Genomic DNA, 14,523 nt, shown 5'->3' with positions numbered 1-14,523 from the left:
GGCCGGTGCGCGCCGTGCTCAGGCCCGGACCACCGCGCCCGGCTCCGGCTCGGCGGGGACCTTGCCGTGCACGATCAGGTCGGTCCACAGGTCGCAGACGCGGGACAGCGAGTAGTTCTCGTTGATCTCGGCCTGGGCCGCGCGGCGCGCGGCGTCGAACCGGCCCTCGCTGACGATCGCGTGGATGGCGTCGGCCATCGCCTCGGTGCTCTCGTGGAGCCACCGCGCGGAGTAGATCGTGTCCGCGCCCGGCCAGGTCAGCACCGCGGGGACGCCGCCCGAGGCCGCGCACTCGGCCGGGGCCAGGTGGAAGCTTTCGTCGTCGCTGGTGGAGAGCATGAACCCGACCCGGCGCAGCCACGTGGCGACGTCGGGGCCGAACGGGTCGAACACCACGCCCTCCGACAGCAGCGGGTCGCGCTGCACCATGCGGTAGGTGCGCTCGTAGTACTCGCGCTCCTCGGGGCGGTTCCACACCCACCAGTAGTCCCAGGGCTGCTTGGACTTCACGGCCAGCGTGTAGCGCGGGTCGCGGCGCCGCAGCTCGCCCAGGACCTCGATGCCGCGGTCCAGCCGCTTGCGCGAGGGGGCGATCCCGATCATGCCGAGCGTGTACTCGGCACCGGGCAGCTTGGGCCGGTCCAGCTGGGCGACGTCCACCCAGTTGGGCAGCACGACGACCTTGTCGGCGGGGTAGCCGGCCAGCTCGCGGGTGAGCGACGCGTAGTAGGGGCTGACGCACACCACCGCGTCGACCTTCTCGATGTCGAGCTTGCGCGGCCACTCCGCGTACAGCTCGAACCGGTGCAGCCGCACCACGAGCCGCTGGTCGGGCCGCTTGTGCTCGGCGTAGAACAGCGCGTTGGGCCCGCACCACTCGCAGATGACCACGTCCGCCCAGGCCGCCAGCTCCTTGCTGCGGTACTGGTCGTGGGAGCGCAGCGCCTCCCACTCGTCCAGGCGGACGTCCAGCCCCGGCAGCGACATCAGGTACTCGGCCAGCCGGGTGAAGAACTTCAGGTCGTGGCCGGCGATGACCACCTTCAGCGGGCGCTCGGGGTCGGCGCCGGCCGGCGCCGGCGGGCACGCGAGGTCGAGGTAGCCGCGCAGCCGCGCCGCGGCCCGCTCCAGGGTGAAGTCGGCCGCCGCCGCGCGGCAGCGCTCGGCCGCCTCGCGGTAGATCTCGGGGTCGGCGGCCAGCGTCAGGGTGTCGGCGACGGAGTCCAGGGTCTCCCCGGCGTAGAGGGGGTAGTCGGCGCCCAGCAGCCGCTCGTGCATGGGGGTGCGGTTGACCACCACCGGCAGGCCCAGCGAGCCCAGCTCCAAGACCTTGGTCGACAGCTCCAGGCTGGCGTCCATCTCGGGGGCGCGCCAGGACAGGCCGACGTCGCACTCGGCCGACAGCCGCAGCGCCTCGGCCCGCGGCTTGCCGCCGTGCCACACCACGCCGGAGGCGGACTCCAGCGCCTTGCTCATGCGCTTGGCCCAGTCGGGGTCGTCGCGGTGCACCTTGTCGCCGATCATGTGCAGCTCGGCGGGCACGCCGCGCGCGGCCAGGGCCGCCGGCAGCTCGGTCATCTCCAGGGTGTTCCACCGCTGGGCGAACTTGCCGGTGTAGACGAGCTTGAGCGGCTCGTGCGGCGCGCCCGAGCCGGACACCCCCTCGGGGGTCACCACGACCGGCGGGAACAGCACGCTCTTGCCGCAGGCGGCGGGGATGGTGCTCTCCAGGAAGCCGCGCAGCTCCTCGGTCTGGCACAGCAGGAACCGCGAGGCCACCGCGATGTCGGTGATCTCCGAGACCGAGGTGGCGGTCATCTCGGCCACGGTCTGGGGGACGTCGGTGAGGTAGGTCCACAGCCGGCCCGCCAGCGCCTCGGTCTGGGCCGCCGCGATGGCCAGCCGCTTGCCGCGCACCACGATGAGGTCGAAGCGCTGCTCGGCGTCGAGCCGGGTGATCAGCTCCACCGCCTGGTCGGGGGTGAGCCCGCGCGGGCCGGCGTCGGGAACCAGCCGCTCCTCGTAGGTGCGGCGCACGACCACACCCGGGACCGTGGTGAGCGGCGCCACCAGCCGATCGGTCGTCACCGGCGCCTTCAGCAGCAGAGTGGCCTCGCACCCGGCCGCCGCCAGGCCCTGGGTCATGGACTGGGCCCAGATCGCCGAACCGTCGATGATGTTGAGGTCGACGTCGCCGTAGACGAGCGCGCGCAGGCTCCTCGGCCGCTCGCTCGCCGCGCCGCCGGGGCGGTCAGCCCGAGGGCTTCCGGCGTCGCCGACTCCGCTCGCTCGCTCGCGTTCGCGAGGATGGTTGGTCACGTGCTTCCCTTCATTCCGGTCCTCCGGGCTCGGCCTCGGTGGACGCCTGCCCACCGGTACGCGAGGTCCGGAGAGCGGCCGTGCTCGTTGTGCGGTGTCGGCGGGGTGCGCCGGGGGCCGGCCCCGCAACGGCCGGCCGGCGTGGCGCCGGTCCGGGGGTCAACCGACATTGGGCGTCGTGCGGGCGTGGTCGGGCGCGTCGGACTCGCCCGCTCCGCGCAGCGGGCCCAGGGCCAGCAGCCGCGCGCCGTGCCGGTTCCACACGCCCGGCTGGAGCGCGCGGGCGACCAGTTCGCGCCGGGCGAGTTCCGGCGCGATCGCGCTCACGAAAACATACTCCTGCTCGGCCACCGCTTCGTCGACCGCGTCGGGCGCGGCGGGGGATCCGCCCGAGGAGCGCCACGACCCCACGGCCGGGCCCACCGCGTCGGCGCCGGAGCACTCCGCGGCGCAGAGCAGGTCGGCGAGGTGGGCCGCGCCGCGCGGGCCGGTCCACAGCACCGCCCAGGGCGCCGAGGCGGCCCGCGCCAGGCGCGCCCAGTCCTCGGGCCGGGGAGCGCCGCCGGGGGCGCCGCCGGGCGCCAGGCGGACCGGGACGCCGTGGGAGCGCAGCCGCTCCACGCCGGCCAGGTTGGCCGCGGACTCCGGCACCACGACCTCGCTGGGGGCGTGCTGCTGGTCCAGGACGTCCCCGGCCAGCAGCAGCGAGGTGTTGTCGTCGCCGGGCGCCGCCAGCAGGGCGACCTCGCGGGTGCGCAGCGGCAGCGAGGGGCTGCCCGACCCGGGCGCGAAGGCCACCTTGCCGAAGATCTCGGCGAGGCGGACCGGGGTGGCGTCGGTGAGGAACACCGAGCGCAGCACCAGCCGCAGCTCCTCGGCGGTCAGCGGGCCGCTCTCGCGCAGCCGCGCCAGCTCCTCGGAGGCGGCGCTGGAGCGCAGCGCGCCGGCGTTGGCGGGCACCGCGCGCACGGCCGGGCCGCCCTGGCCGGCGGGGTGGGTGCGCTTGAGGTCGCCCAGCAGCAGCGCGCGGGCGCCGCAGACCAGGGCGCGGTCGGCCAGCCCGGAGTCGTCCACCACCACGGTGGCGCTGGAGCGCAGGACTCCGGGCAGCTCCGCCCAGCCCGGCGACAGGCGGCGCAGGCCGTCCTCGGCGAGGCGGCCGACCAGGCGGTCGACCACCACGCCGCCGGGCGCGGGCGAGGGCACGTGGGCGGGTTCGGGGTCGCGCTCGGGCTCGGCGGCGACGGGGTTGAAGCGGTGCAGCGGCACCCCGAGGTCGCCGTCGTAGACCAGGTCGAAGGCGAGCGAGGCCAGCGCGGGCGGCGCCGGAGCGTCGGCCACCAGGATCGAGGGCACGCCGCGGGACTCGGCGGACTCGATGACCCAGTTCAGCACCCGGGTGCGGTCGGCGACGGCGGGGTCGCCCGCGTGGGCCCACAGGGAGCCCGGCGCGGTGGCCGAGGCCGACACCAGCACGACGTCGACGTCGACCGACTCGAACGCCGACTGGGCGTCCTGCGGGCGCAGCGGCACGACCCGGACGTAGGGCTCGATGGCGGCGCGGGCGGCCGGCGACAGGATGCCGGCGACCACCAGGCGGTCGTCGCGCACGCCCAGGCTGCCCGACAGCAGCCGGGTCTCCTGGCGCTCGGCGTCGAAGGAGCGCACCGGCTCGGCCTTGCGGCGGCGCCCGGTGCCCTGCTGGGTGCGGCCGGCCTTGCGCCACAGGCGGAAGAGGTCCCGCGGCAGGCGCAGCAGCCCGCGCCCGGGGCGCTTGGCGGCGGCGGTCAGCGCGCGGCCGACCTGAAGGGAGGTCGACCCTTCGAGCGCGGCCAGCCGGGCCTTGGCCTCCTGGAGTTGGGCCTCCCGCTCCGAGAGCGCCTGCCGGAGCTGTTCGGTGTGGCTCAGTTCACGCCGTTTCACGGGATGCTTCCTGCCTTGCGAGGTTGAGGGATCCGGTCACCTGCCGCGGCGGCCGCCCGCCGCCGGGCCCCGCGCTCACCGGTCCGCCAGGATGGTGGCGATGCGCTCGCCGGCGTGGCCGTCCCACAGCGGCGGCACGTCGGCGACCGCGCTCGCGCCGAGGCGCTCGCCCGCCAGGAGCTTGGAGACCAGGCCGGGGAGCTCGGAGTCGACGACGAGCCGGTTGCTGCCATGGGTGATCGTAACCGGGCGCTCGGTGTTGGGGCGCAGGGTGAGGCACGGGACGCGCAGGATGGTGGTCTCCTCCTGCACGCCGCCGGAGTCGGTGACCACGGCGGTCGAGGCGCGCACCAGGGTCACGAAGTCGATGTAGCCCAGCGGCTCCAGCAGGTGCATGCGCGGGTGCTCGGCCAGCCCGGCGGCGGTGAGCGCGGCCCGGCCGCGCGGGTGCACCGGCATGACGACGTCGATCTGGTCGGCGACCTCGTGCAGCCGCGCCACCAGCCGGGCCACGACCTCGGGGTTGTCGACGTTGGCCGGGCGGTGCAGGGTGGCCGCCACGTAGGACTCCGGCAGCTCCACGCGGGAGCGCAGGGCCTCGGTGTCGAAGCGGTCGATGTTGCCCAGCAGGGTGTCGATCATCGGGTTGCCGACGAAGTGCACCCGGTCCACGGCCACGCCCTCGGCGGCGAGGTGGCCGACCGCCTCGGGGCTGGTGGCGAAGAGGACGTCGGAGAGCTGGTCGGTGAGGCGGCGGTTGACCTCCTCGGGCATCGTCCAGTCGAAGGAGCGCAGCCCGGCCTCGACGTGGGCGACGGGGATGTGCAGCTTGGCGGCGACCAGCCCGGCGGCGAGGGTGGAGTTGACGTCGCCGTAGACCACGACCAGGCCCGGTGAACGCGAGATGAACTCTCGCTCCAGGCCCACCATCAGCGCGGCGGTCTGCTCGGCGTGCGAGCCCGATCCCACGCCCAGGTCGACGTCGGGCCGGGGCAGGCCCAGCTCGCGGAAGAACACCGCCGACATGCGGTCGTCGTAGTGCTGGCCGGTGTGCACCACCGACTGGCGGACGCCGCGCTTGGCCAGGGCCGCCACGACCGGCGCCGCCTTGACGAAGTTCGGGCGCGCGCCGACGATGTGCACGATCTCCCCGGCGGAGGCGTAGCCTCCGTAGGCTGGAGCGGGGGCCTGGCCCGCGCGCACCGCGCCCTGGGAGCGGTCGGTCCGTGCGCCATCGGCATCGGCGGCTCCGCTGACTCGGCCGCTGTCCGAACGGTCGGCCGGTGCTGATGACATCATGTTCCCCTCAAAGAACGACGTTCGACGATTCACGACCGTGCTCGACGCCGAGGCGTCACCGGCGGATCATCCCGACATGGTTGGATACCCCACCGTGCGCAACATCGTGAAAGCGGCTTCCTTTACCGCGACTCTGACCCTTCGGCATCTTCGCGACGAGCCCGCCCGGTTGCCTCTGCTGGCGCTCCGGCTGCTGCCGGACCGGGTGAGGGCGGGTGCGCGCGGTGCCATGGGCCGCACCGGTGCGCTGCCCCGGGCCTACGCCCTGTGGGACGCGGGTCGCCGCGCGGAGGCGGTCGACACGGTCCGCGGCGCCGCTCATGGAGCCTCCCCTCGTCGCCTCGCCCGACTGACCGCGTTCGCACTGGCGGTCGAGCGGCCCGAGGTCGCCGAGGAGCTTATCGGGAGACTGCCCGAGGGCAGGCGCAGGGCCGGACTGGCGCACCGACTGGCGCTGACCACGGGGCGAGCCGTGCGCGAGCACGCCGCGGCCCCGGCGGGCAGCCAGTCGCACCCTCCCACGGTAGCGCCGGGGGAGGGAACGCGACACCACGGCACGATGAACGATCAGGTATCGGCCGATACCGGTCGCACCGTCCACCGCGTCCTGCACCTAGTCACCAACGCGTTGCCGCACACCAACGCCGGCTACACCCAGCGCACCCACCGCATCGCCCTGGGCCAGCGCGCCGCCGGGCTGGACCCCCACGTCGTGACGCGGGTGGGCTACCCGCTGACCAAGGGGATCCCCGACACCCGCCTGCGCGTGGAGGTCGACGGCGTCCCCTACCACCGGCTGCTGCCCTGGACCGCCCCGGCCGACGACGCCGCCGAGCTGCGCGCCGGGGTGCGGCTGGCGCTGCCGCTGGTGCGGCGCCTGGCGCCCGACGTGCTGCACGCCGCCAGCAACCACGGCAACGCGCGGGTGGCGCTGGAGGTGGGCCGGCGGCTGGGCCTGCCGGTTGTCTACGAGGTCCGCGGCTTCCTGGAGGAGTCCTGGCTCTCGCGCGACCCCTCGCGCAGCACCGAGGACGCCTTCTACACCACCGAGCGCGCGCGAGAGACCGCCTGCATGCACGCCGCCGACCTGGTGGTCACGCTGGGCGAGACCATGCGCGCCGAGATCGTGGGGCGCGGGGTCGACCCGGCCAAGGTCGTCGTGGTGCCCAACGCGGTGGACGAGGCGTTCCTGGAGCCGCTGCCCGACGCCTCGGGCCTGCGCCGCGAACTGGGCATCGGCGCCGACGACTTCGTGGTCGGCACCACCACCAGCTGCTACAGCTACGAGGGGCTGGACACCCTGGTCGACGCCGTCGCCGAGCTGCGCCGGCGCGGGCTGGCCGCCCACGCCCTGATCGTGGGCGACGGCCCCGAGCTGGGCGCGCTGCGCGAGCGCGCCGCCGAGGCCGGGCTGGAGGGCGCCGCGCACTTCCCCGGCCGGGTGCCCGCCGCCGAGGTGCGCCGCTACCACGCGGCGCTGGACGTGTTCGCGGTGCCGCGCCGCGACGAGCGGGTGAGCCGCCTGGTGACCCCGCTCAAGCCCGTGGAGGCGATGGCCGGGGGCCTGCCCGTGGTGGCGGGCGACCTGGAGGCGCTGCGCGAGATCGTGGAGCCCGGCACCACCGGCGAACTCGTGCCCCCGGGGCGCCCCGACGCGCTGGCCGAGTGCCTGGAGAAGCTGGCCGCCGACCCCGGCACCCGCCGGGCCTACGGCCGGGCCGCGCGCGAGCGCGTAGGCCGCGACCGCACCTGGGAGGCCGCCGCGCACCGCTACATCGCCGCCTACTCCGGCCTGCGGGGCTGACGCCCCTCCCCCGGCCCCACCCCCTGCCCGCCGCGCCCGCGCGCCCCGTGCGCGGGCGCGCGTGCGTGCGTGCGCGGGGAGCTCTGCGGGGAAGCCGCGAGGGAACGGGGAAGCCCCCCTGCCGCCGCCGGGCGCGTCCGAAACCGCCCCGCCCGCGCGCCGCAGCGCCGACAGGGGGGTAATGTGTACCTGTTCGTCACGATATGGGATTTGCTGACGGCTCTCGCGGCCGCCCGGCGCGGTGTCCGATCCGGACCGGGTTGCGGCGATGTCTACACACGGCGTTCAACGGCGGAATCTTGGGTGACTCCGGGGTAAATTCCTCCGAACGAGTGGGAGTTTCCGCCGGGTCCGGCCGAAACGCTGATTTACAGTCGGAAATCAGCAGGAGGCGTGCGCCCTGCGGGTGTTCAACGCTCGGGGCGCCATCGCGGCCGGGTCGCGCGCACCCCGCCACCGGCTCGCTACACCCCGTTCCGGCATCGCGGCGTCGTCCGAATCAATGCCGAACCGGTGCACACCAGACACGCGGGGCGTGCCAACGCCGAACGGGGCTTACGCGTCCAGTTCTCGCAATGGCTGTCCTCGACACCTGATTTCCCACCCGAAAAGCAATGAAGGCGAGGGTGACCCCAGTGGACGTCGCTACCTCAACCTCGGACCTGGTCGTCATCGGACTGGGCTATGTCGGCCTGCCGCTGGCGCACCAGGCCACTCGTTCCGGGCTCACCGTCACGGGGCTGGACGTCAGCGCCCCGGTCGTGGAGGGGCTGAACGCCGGCCGCTCGCACGTCGACGACCTCGACTCCGCCGACATCGCCGAGATGCGCGAGGGCGGGTTCACCGCCACCACCGACGCCTCGGTGATCGCCGGCGCGCGCAACGTCGTCATCTGCGTGCCCACCCCGCTGTCGGCCGAGGGCGGCCCCGACCTCGGCGCGGTCACCGGCGCGGCCCGGTCCATCGCGGCGCACCTGTCGCCGGGCACCCTCGTCGTGCTGGAGTCCACCACCTACCCGGGCACCACCGAGGAGGTCGTGCGCCCGCTGCTGGAGGACTCCGGCCTGGTCGCCGGCGCCGACTTCCACCTCGCCTTCTCGCCCGAGCGCATCGACCCGGGCAACCCCACCTACGGCGTGGCCAACACCCCCAAGGTCGTGGGCGGCCTGACCGAGCGCTGCGGCGAGGTCGCCGCCGCCTTCTACGGCCGGTTCATCGAGAACGTCGTGCGCGCCCGCGGCACCCGCGAGGCCGAGATGGCCAAGCTGCTGGAGAACACCTACCGGCACGTCAACATCGCGCTGGTCAACGAAATGGCCATCTTCTGCCAGGAGATGGGCGTCGACCTGTGGGACTCCATCGCCTGCGCCGCCACCAAGCCGTTCGGGTTCCAGGCGTTCTACCCGGGCCCGGGCGTGGGCGGCCACTGCATCCCCATCGACCCCAACTACCTCTCCTACAAGGTCAAGACCCTGGGCTACCCGTTCCGGTTCGTGGAGCTGGCCCAGGAGATCAACGCCCGCATGCCCAGCTACGTGCTGCAGCGGGCCCAGGAGATGCTCAACGACGCCGGGCTGGCGCTGTCGCGCTCGCGCGTGCTGCTGCTGGGGGTCACCTACAAGGCCGACATCGCCGACCAGCGGGAGTCGCCGGCCCGCCCGGTCGCCCGCAAGCTCGCCGAGAAGGGCGCCACGCTCACCTACCACGACCCCCACGTCGAGGAGTGGAGCATCAACGGCGAGCCGCTGCCGCGCGCGACCGACCTGGAGCAGGCCATGGCCGAGGCCGACCTCACCATCCTGCTGACCGACCACAGCGCCTACACGCCCAAGCTGCTGACCGAGAACGCGCGCATGCTGCTGGACACCCGGGGCGTGCTGCGCCGGCTCGACCCGCAGGCCGTGGCCGACCACCGGCGTACAACGGCGGTCATCGAGCGGGACGGAATTCAGGTCCTGTAACCTTCAGGCACATCTGCGACATCAGGGACACCTGCGCCGGCCGCCGCACGCGGCGGCCGGCGGGCCGGACCAGCCGCATACCGGGTTCACCCGGTACCCCACTCGGCGTCACTTCGGTTTTCACCTGTTGTTCCCCTGCGCGGCTAGCGTGACAAACAGGGCAGATGTCTCCACCTATGGGAGAACCGCCAGCCCATAACGGCGTTCGGAAGTGGTGAACTCGCATATGCACGCTCTCGTGGCCACGGTGGTCCACCATCCGGAGGACGCGCGCATCCTGCACCGCCAGATCCGCGCCCTGCTCGACGCCGGGCACCGCGTCACCTACATCGCGCCCTTCGCCGACCGCGGCGTCACCCCGTGGCAGGAGCTGACCCCGGTCGACGTCCCGCGCGCGGCCGGGCGCCGCCGCGTCGGCTCGCTGCGCGCGGCCCGCGCCGCTCTGGCCCGCCACGCCGCCGACGCCGACCTCCTGCTCTTCCACGACCCCGAACTCCTGCTGGCCCTGCCGCGCCGCCGCCCAGTCACCGTGTGGGACGTCCACGAGGACGCCGCCGCCGCCCTGCTCACCAAGCCGTGGATGCCCCGGCCGCTGCGCCGGCCGCTGGGCCCGGTGGTGCGCGGCTTCGAGCGCCACGCCGAGCAGCGCATGCACCTCATCCTCGCCGAGGAGGGCTACCGCGGCCGGTTCGCCCTGCCGCACCCGGTGGTGCCCAACACCACCTACGTGCCCGACCGCCCCGAGCGCGCCCCCGGCACCGACCGGGTCGTCTACCTCGGCCACCTCTCGGCCGCGCGCGGCGCCCACGAACTCGTCGAGATGGGCCGCCGGCTGCGCCCCCACGGCGTGCGGGTCGAGGTGATCGGCGCCGCCGACCCCAGCATCCGGCCGATGCTGCGCCAGGCCCAGCTCGAAGAGGCCATCCACTGGTACGGGTTCGTGCCCAACGACCAGGCGCTGCGCATGGTCAGCGGCGCCATGGCGGGTATCTGCCTGCTCCAGGACACCCCCAACTACCGCAGCTCGCTGCCGACCAAGGTCGTGGAGTACATGGCGCACGGCCTGCCGGTCATCACCACGCCCAACCCGGCGGCGGTCTCGCTGGTCACCCAGCGCCCCGAGGGCGACTGCGGGCTCGTGGTGCCCTTCGGCGACGCCGCCGCCGCGGCCGACGCCGTGCTGCGCCTGCGCTCCGACTCCGACCTGCGCAACCGCCAGGCCGCCACCGGCCACCGGATCGCGCGCACGTCCTACCACTGGCCGGTGCAGGCGGAGCTGTTCGTGCGCCAGCTGGAGGAGTGGGCCGCCGCGGCCGGGCCGCACCCCGCCGCCCCTGGCACCCCCGACACCCTGCCGCTGCCCGTGCAGGCCCCGGCGCCCCTGGAGGCCGTGGCGCCCGTCGCCGAACCCGCCAAGCGGCTGCCGCTCTAGGCCCCCGGACGTCGAGAAGGCGTGCCCGATTGCTCCGGGCACGCCTTCTCGACGTCGGGGTGTTCGACCGGTGGGCCGGCCGGGTCAGATGATGGGCGGGCGGCCGGTCAGGGTCATGCGCCAGGCCGTGGACCACTTGATGGGGTTGCGCGGACCGCAGTCCTCGCGCCAGCCCTCGCGGAAGCCGCGGAACCACGCCGCCAGCGCCTCGCGCGACCGGCGCTCGCGCAGCAGGGTGATCGCCACCCAGTCGGCCAGGTAGACCAGCGCCAGCGGCCACGGGAGGTTGCGGCGCGCCAGCCACACCCGGTTGCGGGCGTTGAGCCGGTAGAACTCGGCGTGCCGCGTGGGCGGCACGGCCGGGTGGTACATGACGGCTTCGGCGTCGTACTCGATGTGGTAGCCGGCGTCCATGATCCGCCAGGCGAGGTCGGTCTCCTCGTGGGCGTAGAAGAAGTCGCCGGGCAGGCCGCCGCACTTCTCGAAGGCGCTGCGCCGCACGGCGCTGGCGCCGCCCAGGAAGGTGGTGACGCGGCTGGAGCGGTGGGGGTCGCCCACGCGCAGGCGCGGGACGTGCCGCCGCTGGTCGGGGCCGCCGTCGGGGTCGGCGATCCGCAGCGAGATCGCGCCGAGCCGGGGGTCGGCCGCGAACTTGGCGCTGATGTGCCGGGCGACCTCGGGCGAGCGGTACCAGCCGTCGTCGTCGAGGAACAGGATGATGTCGCCGGTGCCGGCCTTCACGCCGTGGTTGCGGCCCTCGGGGATGCCGACGTTCTCGGGGAGTTGCACCGTGATGACGTCGTCGGGCAGCCGGGGAAGGGCGCACCCGTTGCTGACCACGACCAGTTCGATGTCGGCGTCCCGCTGCTCGCGCACGCTGTCGATGGCGCGGCGGAGTTCGGCCGGGCGGTCGCCCATGGTCAGGAGGACGCAGGTGATCTTCATGCGCTGCGCACCTCCGCGCCCCGTGCCGTCGTCGGGGGGAGTGACCGTGGCAGGGCCCGAGGTGTCGTCAGAGCCAACCGGCCGCCGCGCGGAGGCCTCCCGCGGCTCGGTCGCCGGAACGCCGGAGAGAGCTGGGCTGGTCATAGACACCGTTCGTGGACGTGGATGACAGGTGTACTCAAATTAACCATCGCATGAATGGCCTAACGAAGAAATAAAGCATAGGGGTTCGTGGCGTGATTCACCGCACACGCCCCGCGGTCGGCGGCCGGGCCGGCGGCACCCCGCCGGCTACTCCAGCCGGCGCGAGGCCAGCACGCTGACCAGGTGCAGCACCGACTGCAGCACCGCCACGGCCACGCACACGGCCACCAGCGCCCGGGTGGCCAGCAGGTCGCCGCGCACGGCGTCGACCACGGCCACCGCCGCCACCAGCAGGGACAGCTCCACCGCCTGGATTACCCGGTGGAACCGCAGCGCGGCGGCGGCCTTGCGGGCCAGGCCCAGGCCGGCCGAGCGCGGCTGGAGCGCGGCGTCGGCGACCTTCTCGGGCAGCCCGGCCTTGGCGCGGGCCACGACCACGTTGTCGGTCTCGACCTTGATCACCGCGGCCCCCAGGGCGGCGGCCATGCCGGCGACCACCCAGTCGCCCGCCGCGAACTCGCCCTGGGCGCGGATGCCCAGGCCGATCAGCAGCGCGATCTCGGCCAGGTAGTGGCCGATGCGGTCGAGGTAGATGCCGGCCGTGCTGGTGCGGCCGGTGAAGCGCGCGACCTCGCCGTCGGAGCAGTCCAGCAGCAGGTAGACCTGCACCAGCAGCAGCGCCGCCAGCGCCGACCACAGCCCGCCGAACGCCAGGACCACCCCGGCCAGCACCCCGCACACCATCATCAGGTAGGTGATGGGGTTGGGCGGCACGCCCAGCCGGACGAACAGGGTGCTGAGGTAGGGGGAGATGTCGCGCATGTAGAGGCGGCCGGCCCAGTGCTCCTCGTTGACGCGCTCCTTGACGCCCTCGGGCTGGCCGCCGGCGCGGACCTCAGCGACCGACGGTCTTGGCATACTCACCGACGCTCCGCCTGATCTCGTCGTCCGACAGGGCAAGGTGCTCCAGGACGGTGTAGCGTCCCGGGCGCGTGGAGGGGGCGTGGGCCACCGCGCGGGCGAACTGCTCCTCGTCCAGGCCGATGTCGGCGGGCACGACGGGCAGCCCGTGGCGCAGCAGGCAGGCGCGGATGTCCTCCAGGCGGGACTCCCCCTCGCCCTGGTAGCGGCTGCGCAGGAAGTAGGCGTAGAGCGCGCCCACCCCCGCCAGCTCCCCGTGGTTGCTGGTGCCGGGGTAGAGCTGGTCGATGGCGTGCAGCACCTCGTGGCAGGCGCCGCTGGCGGGGCGGCTGGAGCCGGCCACCGACATCGCCATGCCCGACAGCACCAGCGCCTCGGCCAGCGCGGTCAGGAAGTCCTGGGAGTCCACGGAGTCCTGCCGGTTGAGGATGGCCTCGGCTGCCACGCGGGCGAAGGTCACCGCCATGCCGTCGACGGGTTCGCCCTGCTCGCGGCCTGCCAGCTCCCAGTCGGCGATGGCCGAGAGGTTGCTCACGGCGTCGCCGATCCCCGAGCGCACCAGCCGCTGCGGCGCGGCGCGCACGTAGTCGACGTCGACCACGACCGCCACCGGCATGGTGACTCCGTAAGAGCCCTTGCCGCTCTCGTGCTCCAGGGAGCTGACCGGCGAGGCGATGCCGTCGTGGGAGAGGTTGGTGGCCACCGCGACCATGGGGATGCCGGCCATCGAGGCGGCGTACTTGGTGACGTCGATGGTCTTGCCGCCGCCGATTCCGGCCACGGCCTCATAGGCGCCCGCGCGCAGCTTCTTGCCCAGCTCGGTGGCGACGTCCACGCTGCCGCCCTCGACCTTGAACACCTCGCAGTGCGGCAGGTCGAGTTCGGCGGCGATCTGGGAGCCCTGCCCGGGGCCGACCGCCACCGCGATGCGGCCCTCGTTGGCGATGCGGCGGTCGGCGAGCACGGTGCCCAGCGAGCCGATGGCGCCCCGGCGGACGTCGATCGCCAGGGGGGCGGCGAGCATCCGGGCTAGTAGCGGCATGCGATCTCCCGGGCTCGGGCGAGGTCGTCGTGGTTGTCGACCTCGACCCAGTCGACGGTGCCGATGGGGGCCACCGCGACCTTGCCGCCGCGGTTGACCAGCTCCTGGTAGCCGTCCTCGTAGTAGAGCTGGGGGTCGCGCTCCCAGGTGGCCTTGAGCGCGTCGGCGAGCCGGCCGGCCAGGGAGCCCTCGATGAGGGTGGCGCCGATGTACTCGCCGGCGGCCTCGGCCGGGTCCATCAGCTTGGTGATGCGGCTGAGGTGCCCGGAGTCGTCCAGGATCACCTTCATCTCCTCTTCGGCCAGAGTTTTGACCGTGTCCACCGCGAGGAGCAGTTCGGGCCCGCGGGCGGCGAGTAGGGTCTCCTCGACGCTCACCGGGTGCACGGTGTCGCCGTTGACGAGGAGGACGCCTTCGGAGAAGTACTCGCGCGCGGTCCACAGGGAGTAGGCGTTGTTCCACTCCTCGGCCTTGTCGTTGTACACGAGGGTGAGCTTCACCCCGTGGCGCCGCTCCAGGGCCTCCTTGCGCTGCTCCACCGCCTCGGACCGGTAGCCCACGACGATCACGACGTCGGTGAGCCCGGCCGCGGCGAGGTTGCGCAGCGAGATGTCCATGATGGTGGTCTCACCATCGACCGGCACCAGGGCCTTGGGCAGGGTGTCGGTGTATGGGCGCAGTCTGCGGCCCGCTCCGGCGGCAAGAACCATACCGAGCATGTAGGCGTGCTCCT

10 protein-coding genes are annotated in these 14,523 nt (G+C 73.8%); 3 read left to right on the top strand and 7 right to left on the bottom strand.

Annotated elements, in window-relative coordinates; translation table 11 throughout:
• Positions 1 to 18: 18 nt before the first annotated feature.
• The 3 genes from HNR12_RS19975 to wecB all read right to left on the bottom strand — a co-directional run bounded on the left by HNR12_RS19975 (position 19) and on the right by wecB (position 5,385).
• Positions 19 to 2,145: a glycosyltransferase gene (locus tag HNR12_RS19975; RefSeq protein ID WP_179770746.1), complete on the bottom strand. Its 2,127-nt coding sequence runs from the start codon at positions 2,143 to 2,145 to the stop codon at positions 19 to 21.
• A gap of 333 nt (positions 2,146 to 2,478) precedes the next feature.
• On the bottom strand, positions 2,479 to 4,242 hold the full coding sequence (locus HNR12_RS19970; protein ID WP_179769032.1) for a hypothetical protein: 1,764 nt from the start codon (positions 4,240 to 4,242) through the stop codon (positions 2,479 to 2,481).
• Positions 4,243 to 4,317: 75 nt separating this feature from the next.
• Positions 4,318 to 5,385 (bottom strand): non-hydrolyzing UDP-N-acetylglucosamine 2-epimerase, encoded by a 1,068-nt coding sequence (wecB, locus tag HNR12_RS19965; RefSeq protein ID WP_308118620.1) that lies wholly within the window; start codon positions 5,383 to 5,385, stop codon positions 4,318 to 4,320.
• A 232-nt stretch (positions 5,386 to 5,617) separates the two neighbouring features.
• Between wecB and HNR12_RS19960 the strand changes: the two genes are divergently transcribed.
• From HNR12_RS19960 to HNR12_RS19950, 3 genes are all read left to right on the top strand, one after another.
• Positions 5,618 to 7,345, top strand: a complete 1,728-nt coding sequence (locus HNR12_RS19960; RefSeq protein ID WP_179769031.1) for a glycosyltransferase family 4 protein — start codon at positions 5,618 to 5,620, stop codon at positions 7,343 to 7,345.
• A 635-nt stretch (positions 7,346 to 7,980) separates the two neighbouring features.
• Positions 7,981 to 9,306: a nucleotide sugar dehydrogenase gene (locus HNR12_RS19955; RefSeq protein ID WP_308118617.1), complete on the top strand. Its 1,326-nt coding sequence runs from the start codon at positions 7,981 to 7,983 to the stop codon at positions 9,304 to 9,306.
• A 226-nt stretch (positions 9,307 to 9,532) separates the two neighbouring features.
• A complete protein-coding gene (locus HNR12_RS19950) occupies positions 9,533 to 10,738 on the top strand; it encodes a glycosyltransferase family 4 protein (protein WP_179769029.1) in 1,206 nt (401 codons plus the stop codon).
• Between the two features lie 84 nt (positions 10,739 to 10,822).
• Here the strand turns inward: HNR12_RS19950 and HNR12_RS19945 are convergent, their stop codons facing one another.
• The 4 genes from HNR12_RS19945 to HNR12_RS19930 form a co-directional block, all read right to left on the bottom strand.
• Positions 10,823 to 11,683, bottom strand: coding sequence for a glycosyltransferase family 2 protein (locus HNR12_RS19945; protein WP_179769028.1), 861 nt, complete (start codon positions 11,681 to 11,683; stop codon positions 10,823 to 10,825).
• A gap of 291 nt (positions 11,684 to 11,974) precedes the next feature.
• Positions 11,975 to 12,745, bottom strand: a complete 771-nt coding sequence (locus HNR12_RS19940) for a CDP-alcohol phosphatidyltransferase family protein (protein WP_179770744.1) — start codon at positions 12,743 to 12,745, stop codon at positions 11,975 to 11,977.
• Positions 12,723 to 13,772 carry an iron-containing alcohol dehydrogenase family protein gene (locus HNR12_RS19935; protein ID WP_179770743.1) on the bottom strand — a complete coding sequence of 350 codons (1,050 nt, stop codon included), beginning with the start codon at positions 13,770 to 13,772 and terminating at the stop codon, positions 12,723 to 12,725. Before HNR12_RS19935 ends, HNR12_RS19940 begins: the two co-directional genes overlap by 23 nt.
• 5 nt (positions 13,773 to 13,777) lie before the next feature.
• A complete protein-coding gene (locus HNR12_RS19930; RefSeq protein ID WP_179769027.1) occupies positions 13,778 to 14,509 on the bottom strand; it encodes a phosphocholine cytidylyltransferase family protein in 732 nt (243 codons plus the stop codon).
• Between the last annotated feature and the right edge of the window lie 14 nt (positions 14,510 to 14,523).

The sequence above is a fragment of the Streptomonospora nanhaiensis genome (assembly GCF_013410565.1).
Classification (GTDB): Bacteria; Actinomycetota; Actinomycetes; order Streptosporangiales; family Streptosporangiaceae; genus Streptomonospora; species Streptomonospora nanhaiensis.
The sequence above is the reverse complement of the archived record's forward strand: the minus strand, read 5'-3'. Positions and strand labels throughout refer to the sequence as shown.

What these genes read in the sequence shown, in the direction of transcription:
- HNR12_RS19945 (WP_179769028.1), bottom strand. Translation starts at nt 11,683, where the DNA reads ATGAAGATCACCTGCGTCCTCCTGACCATGGGCGACCGCCCGGCCGAA.
- HNR12_RS19950 (WP_179769029.1), top strand. Translation starts at nt 9,533, where the DNA reads ATGCACGCTCTCGTGGCCACGGTGGTCCACCATCCGGAGGACGCGCGC.
- HNR12_RS19935 (WP_179770743.1), bottom strand. Translation starts at nt 13,772, where the DNA reads ATGCTCGCCGCCCCCCTGGCGATCGACGTCCGCCGGGGCGCCATCGGC.
- HNR12_RS19975 (WP_179770746.1), bottom strand. Translation starts at nt 2,145, where the DNA reads ATGACCCAGGGCCTGGCGGCGGCCGGGTGCGAGGCCACTCTGCTGCTG.
- HNR12_RS19930 (WP_179769027.1), bottom strand. Translation starts at nt 14,509, where the DNA reads ATGCTCGGTATGGTTCTTGCCGCCGGAGCGGGCCGCAGACTGCGCCCA.
- HNR12_RS19960 (WP_179769031.1), top strand. Translation starts at nt 5,618, where the DNA reads ATGGTTGGATACCCCACCGTGCGCAACATCGTGAAAGCGGCTTCCTTT.
- HNR12_RS19940 (WP_179770744.1), bottom strand. Translation starts at nt 12,745, where the DNA reads ATGCCAAGACCGTCGGTCGCTGAGGTCCGCGCCGGCGGCCAGCCCGAG.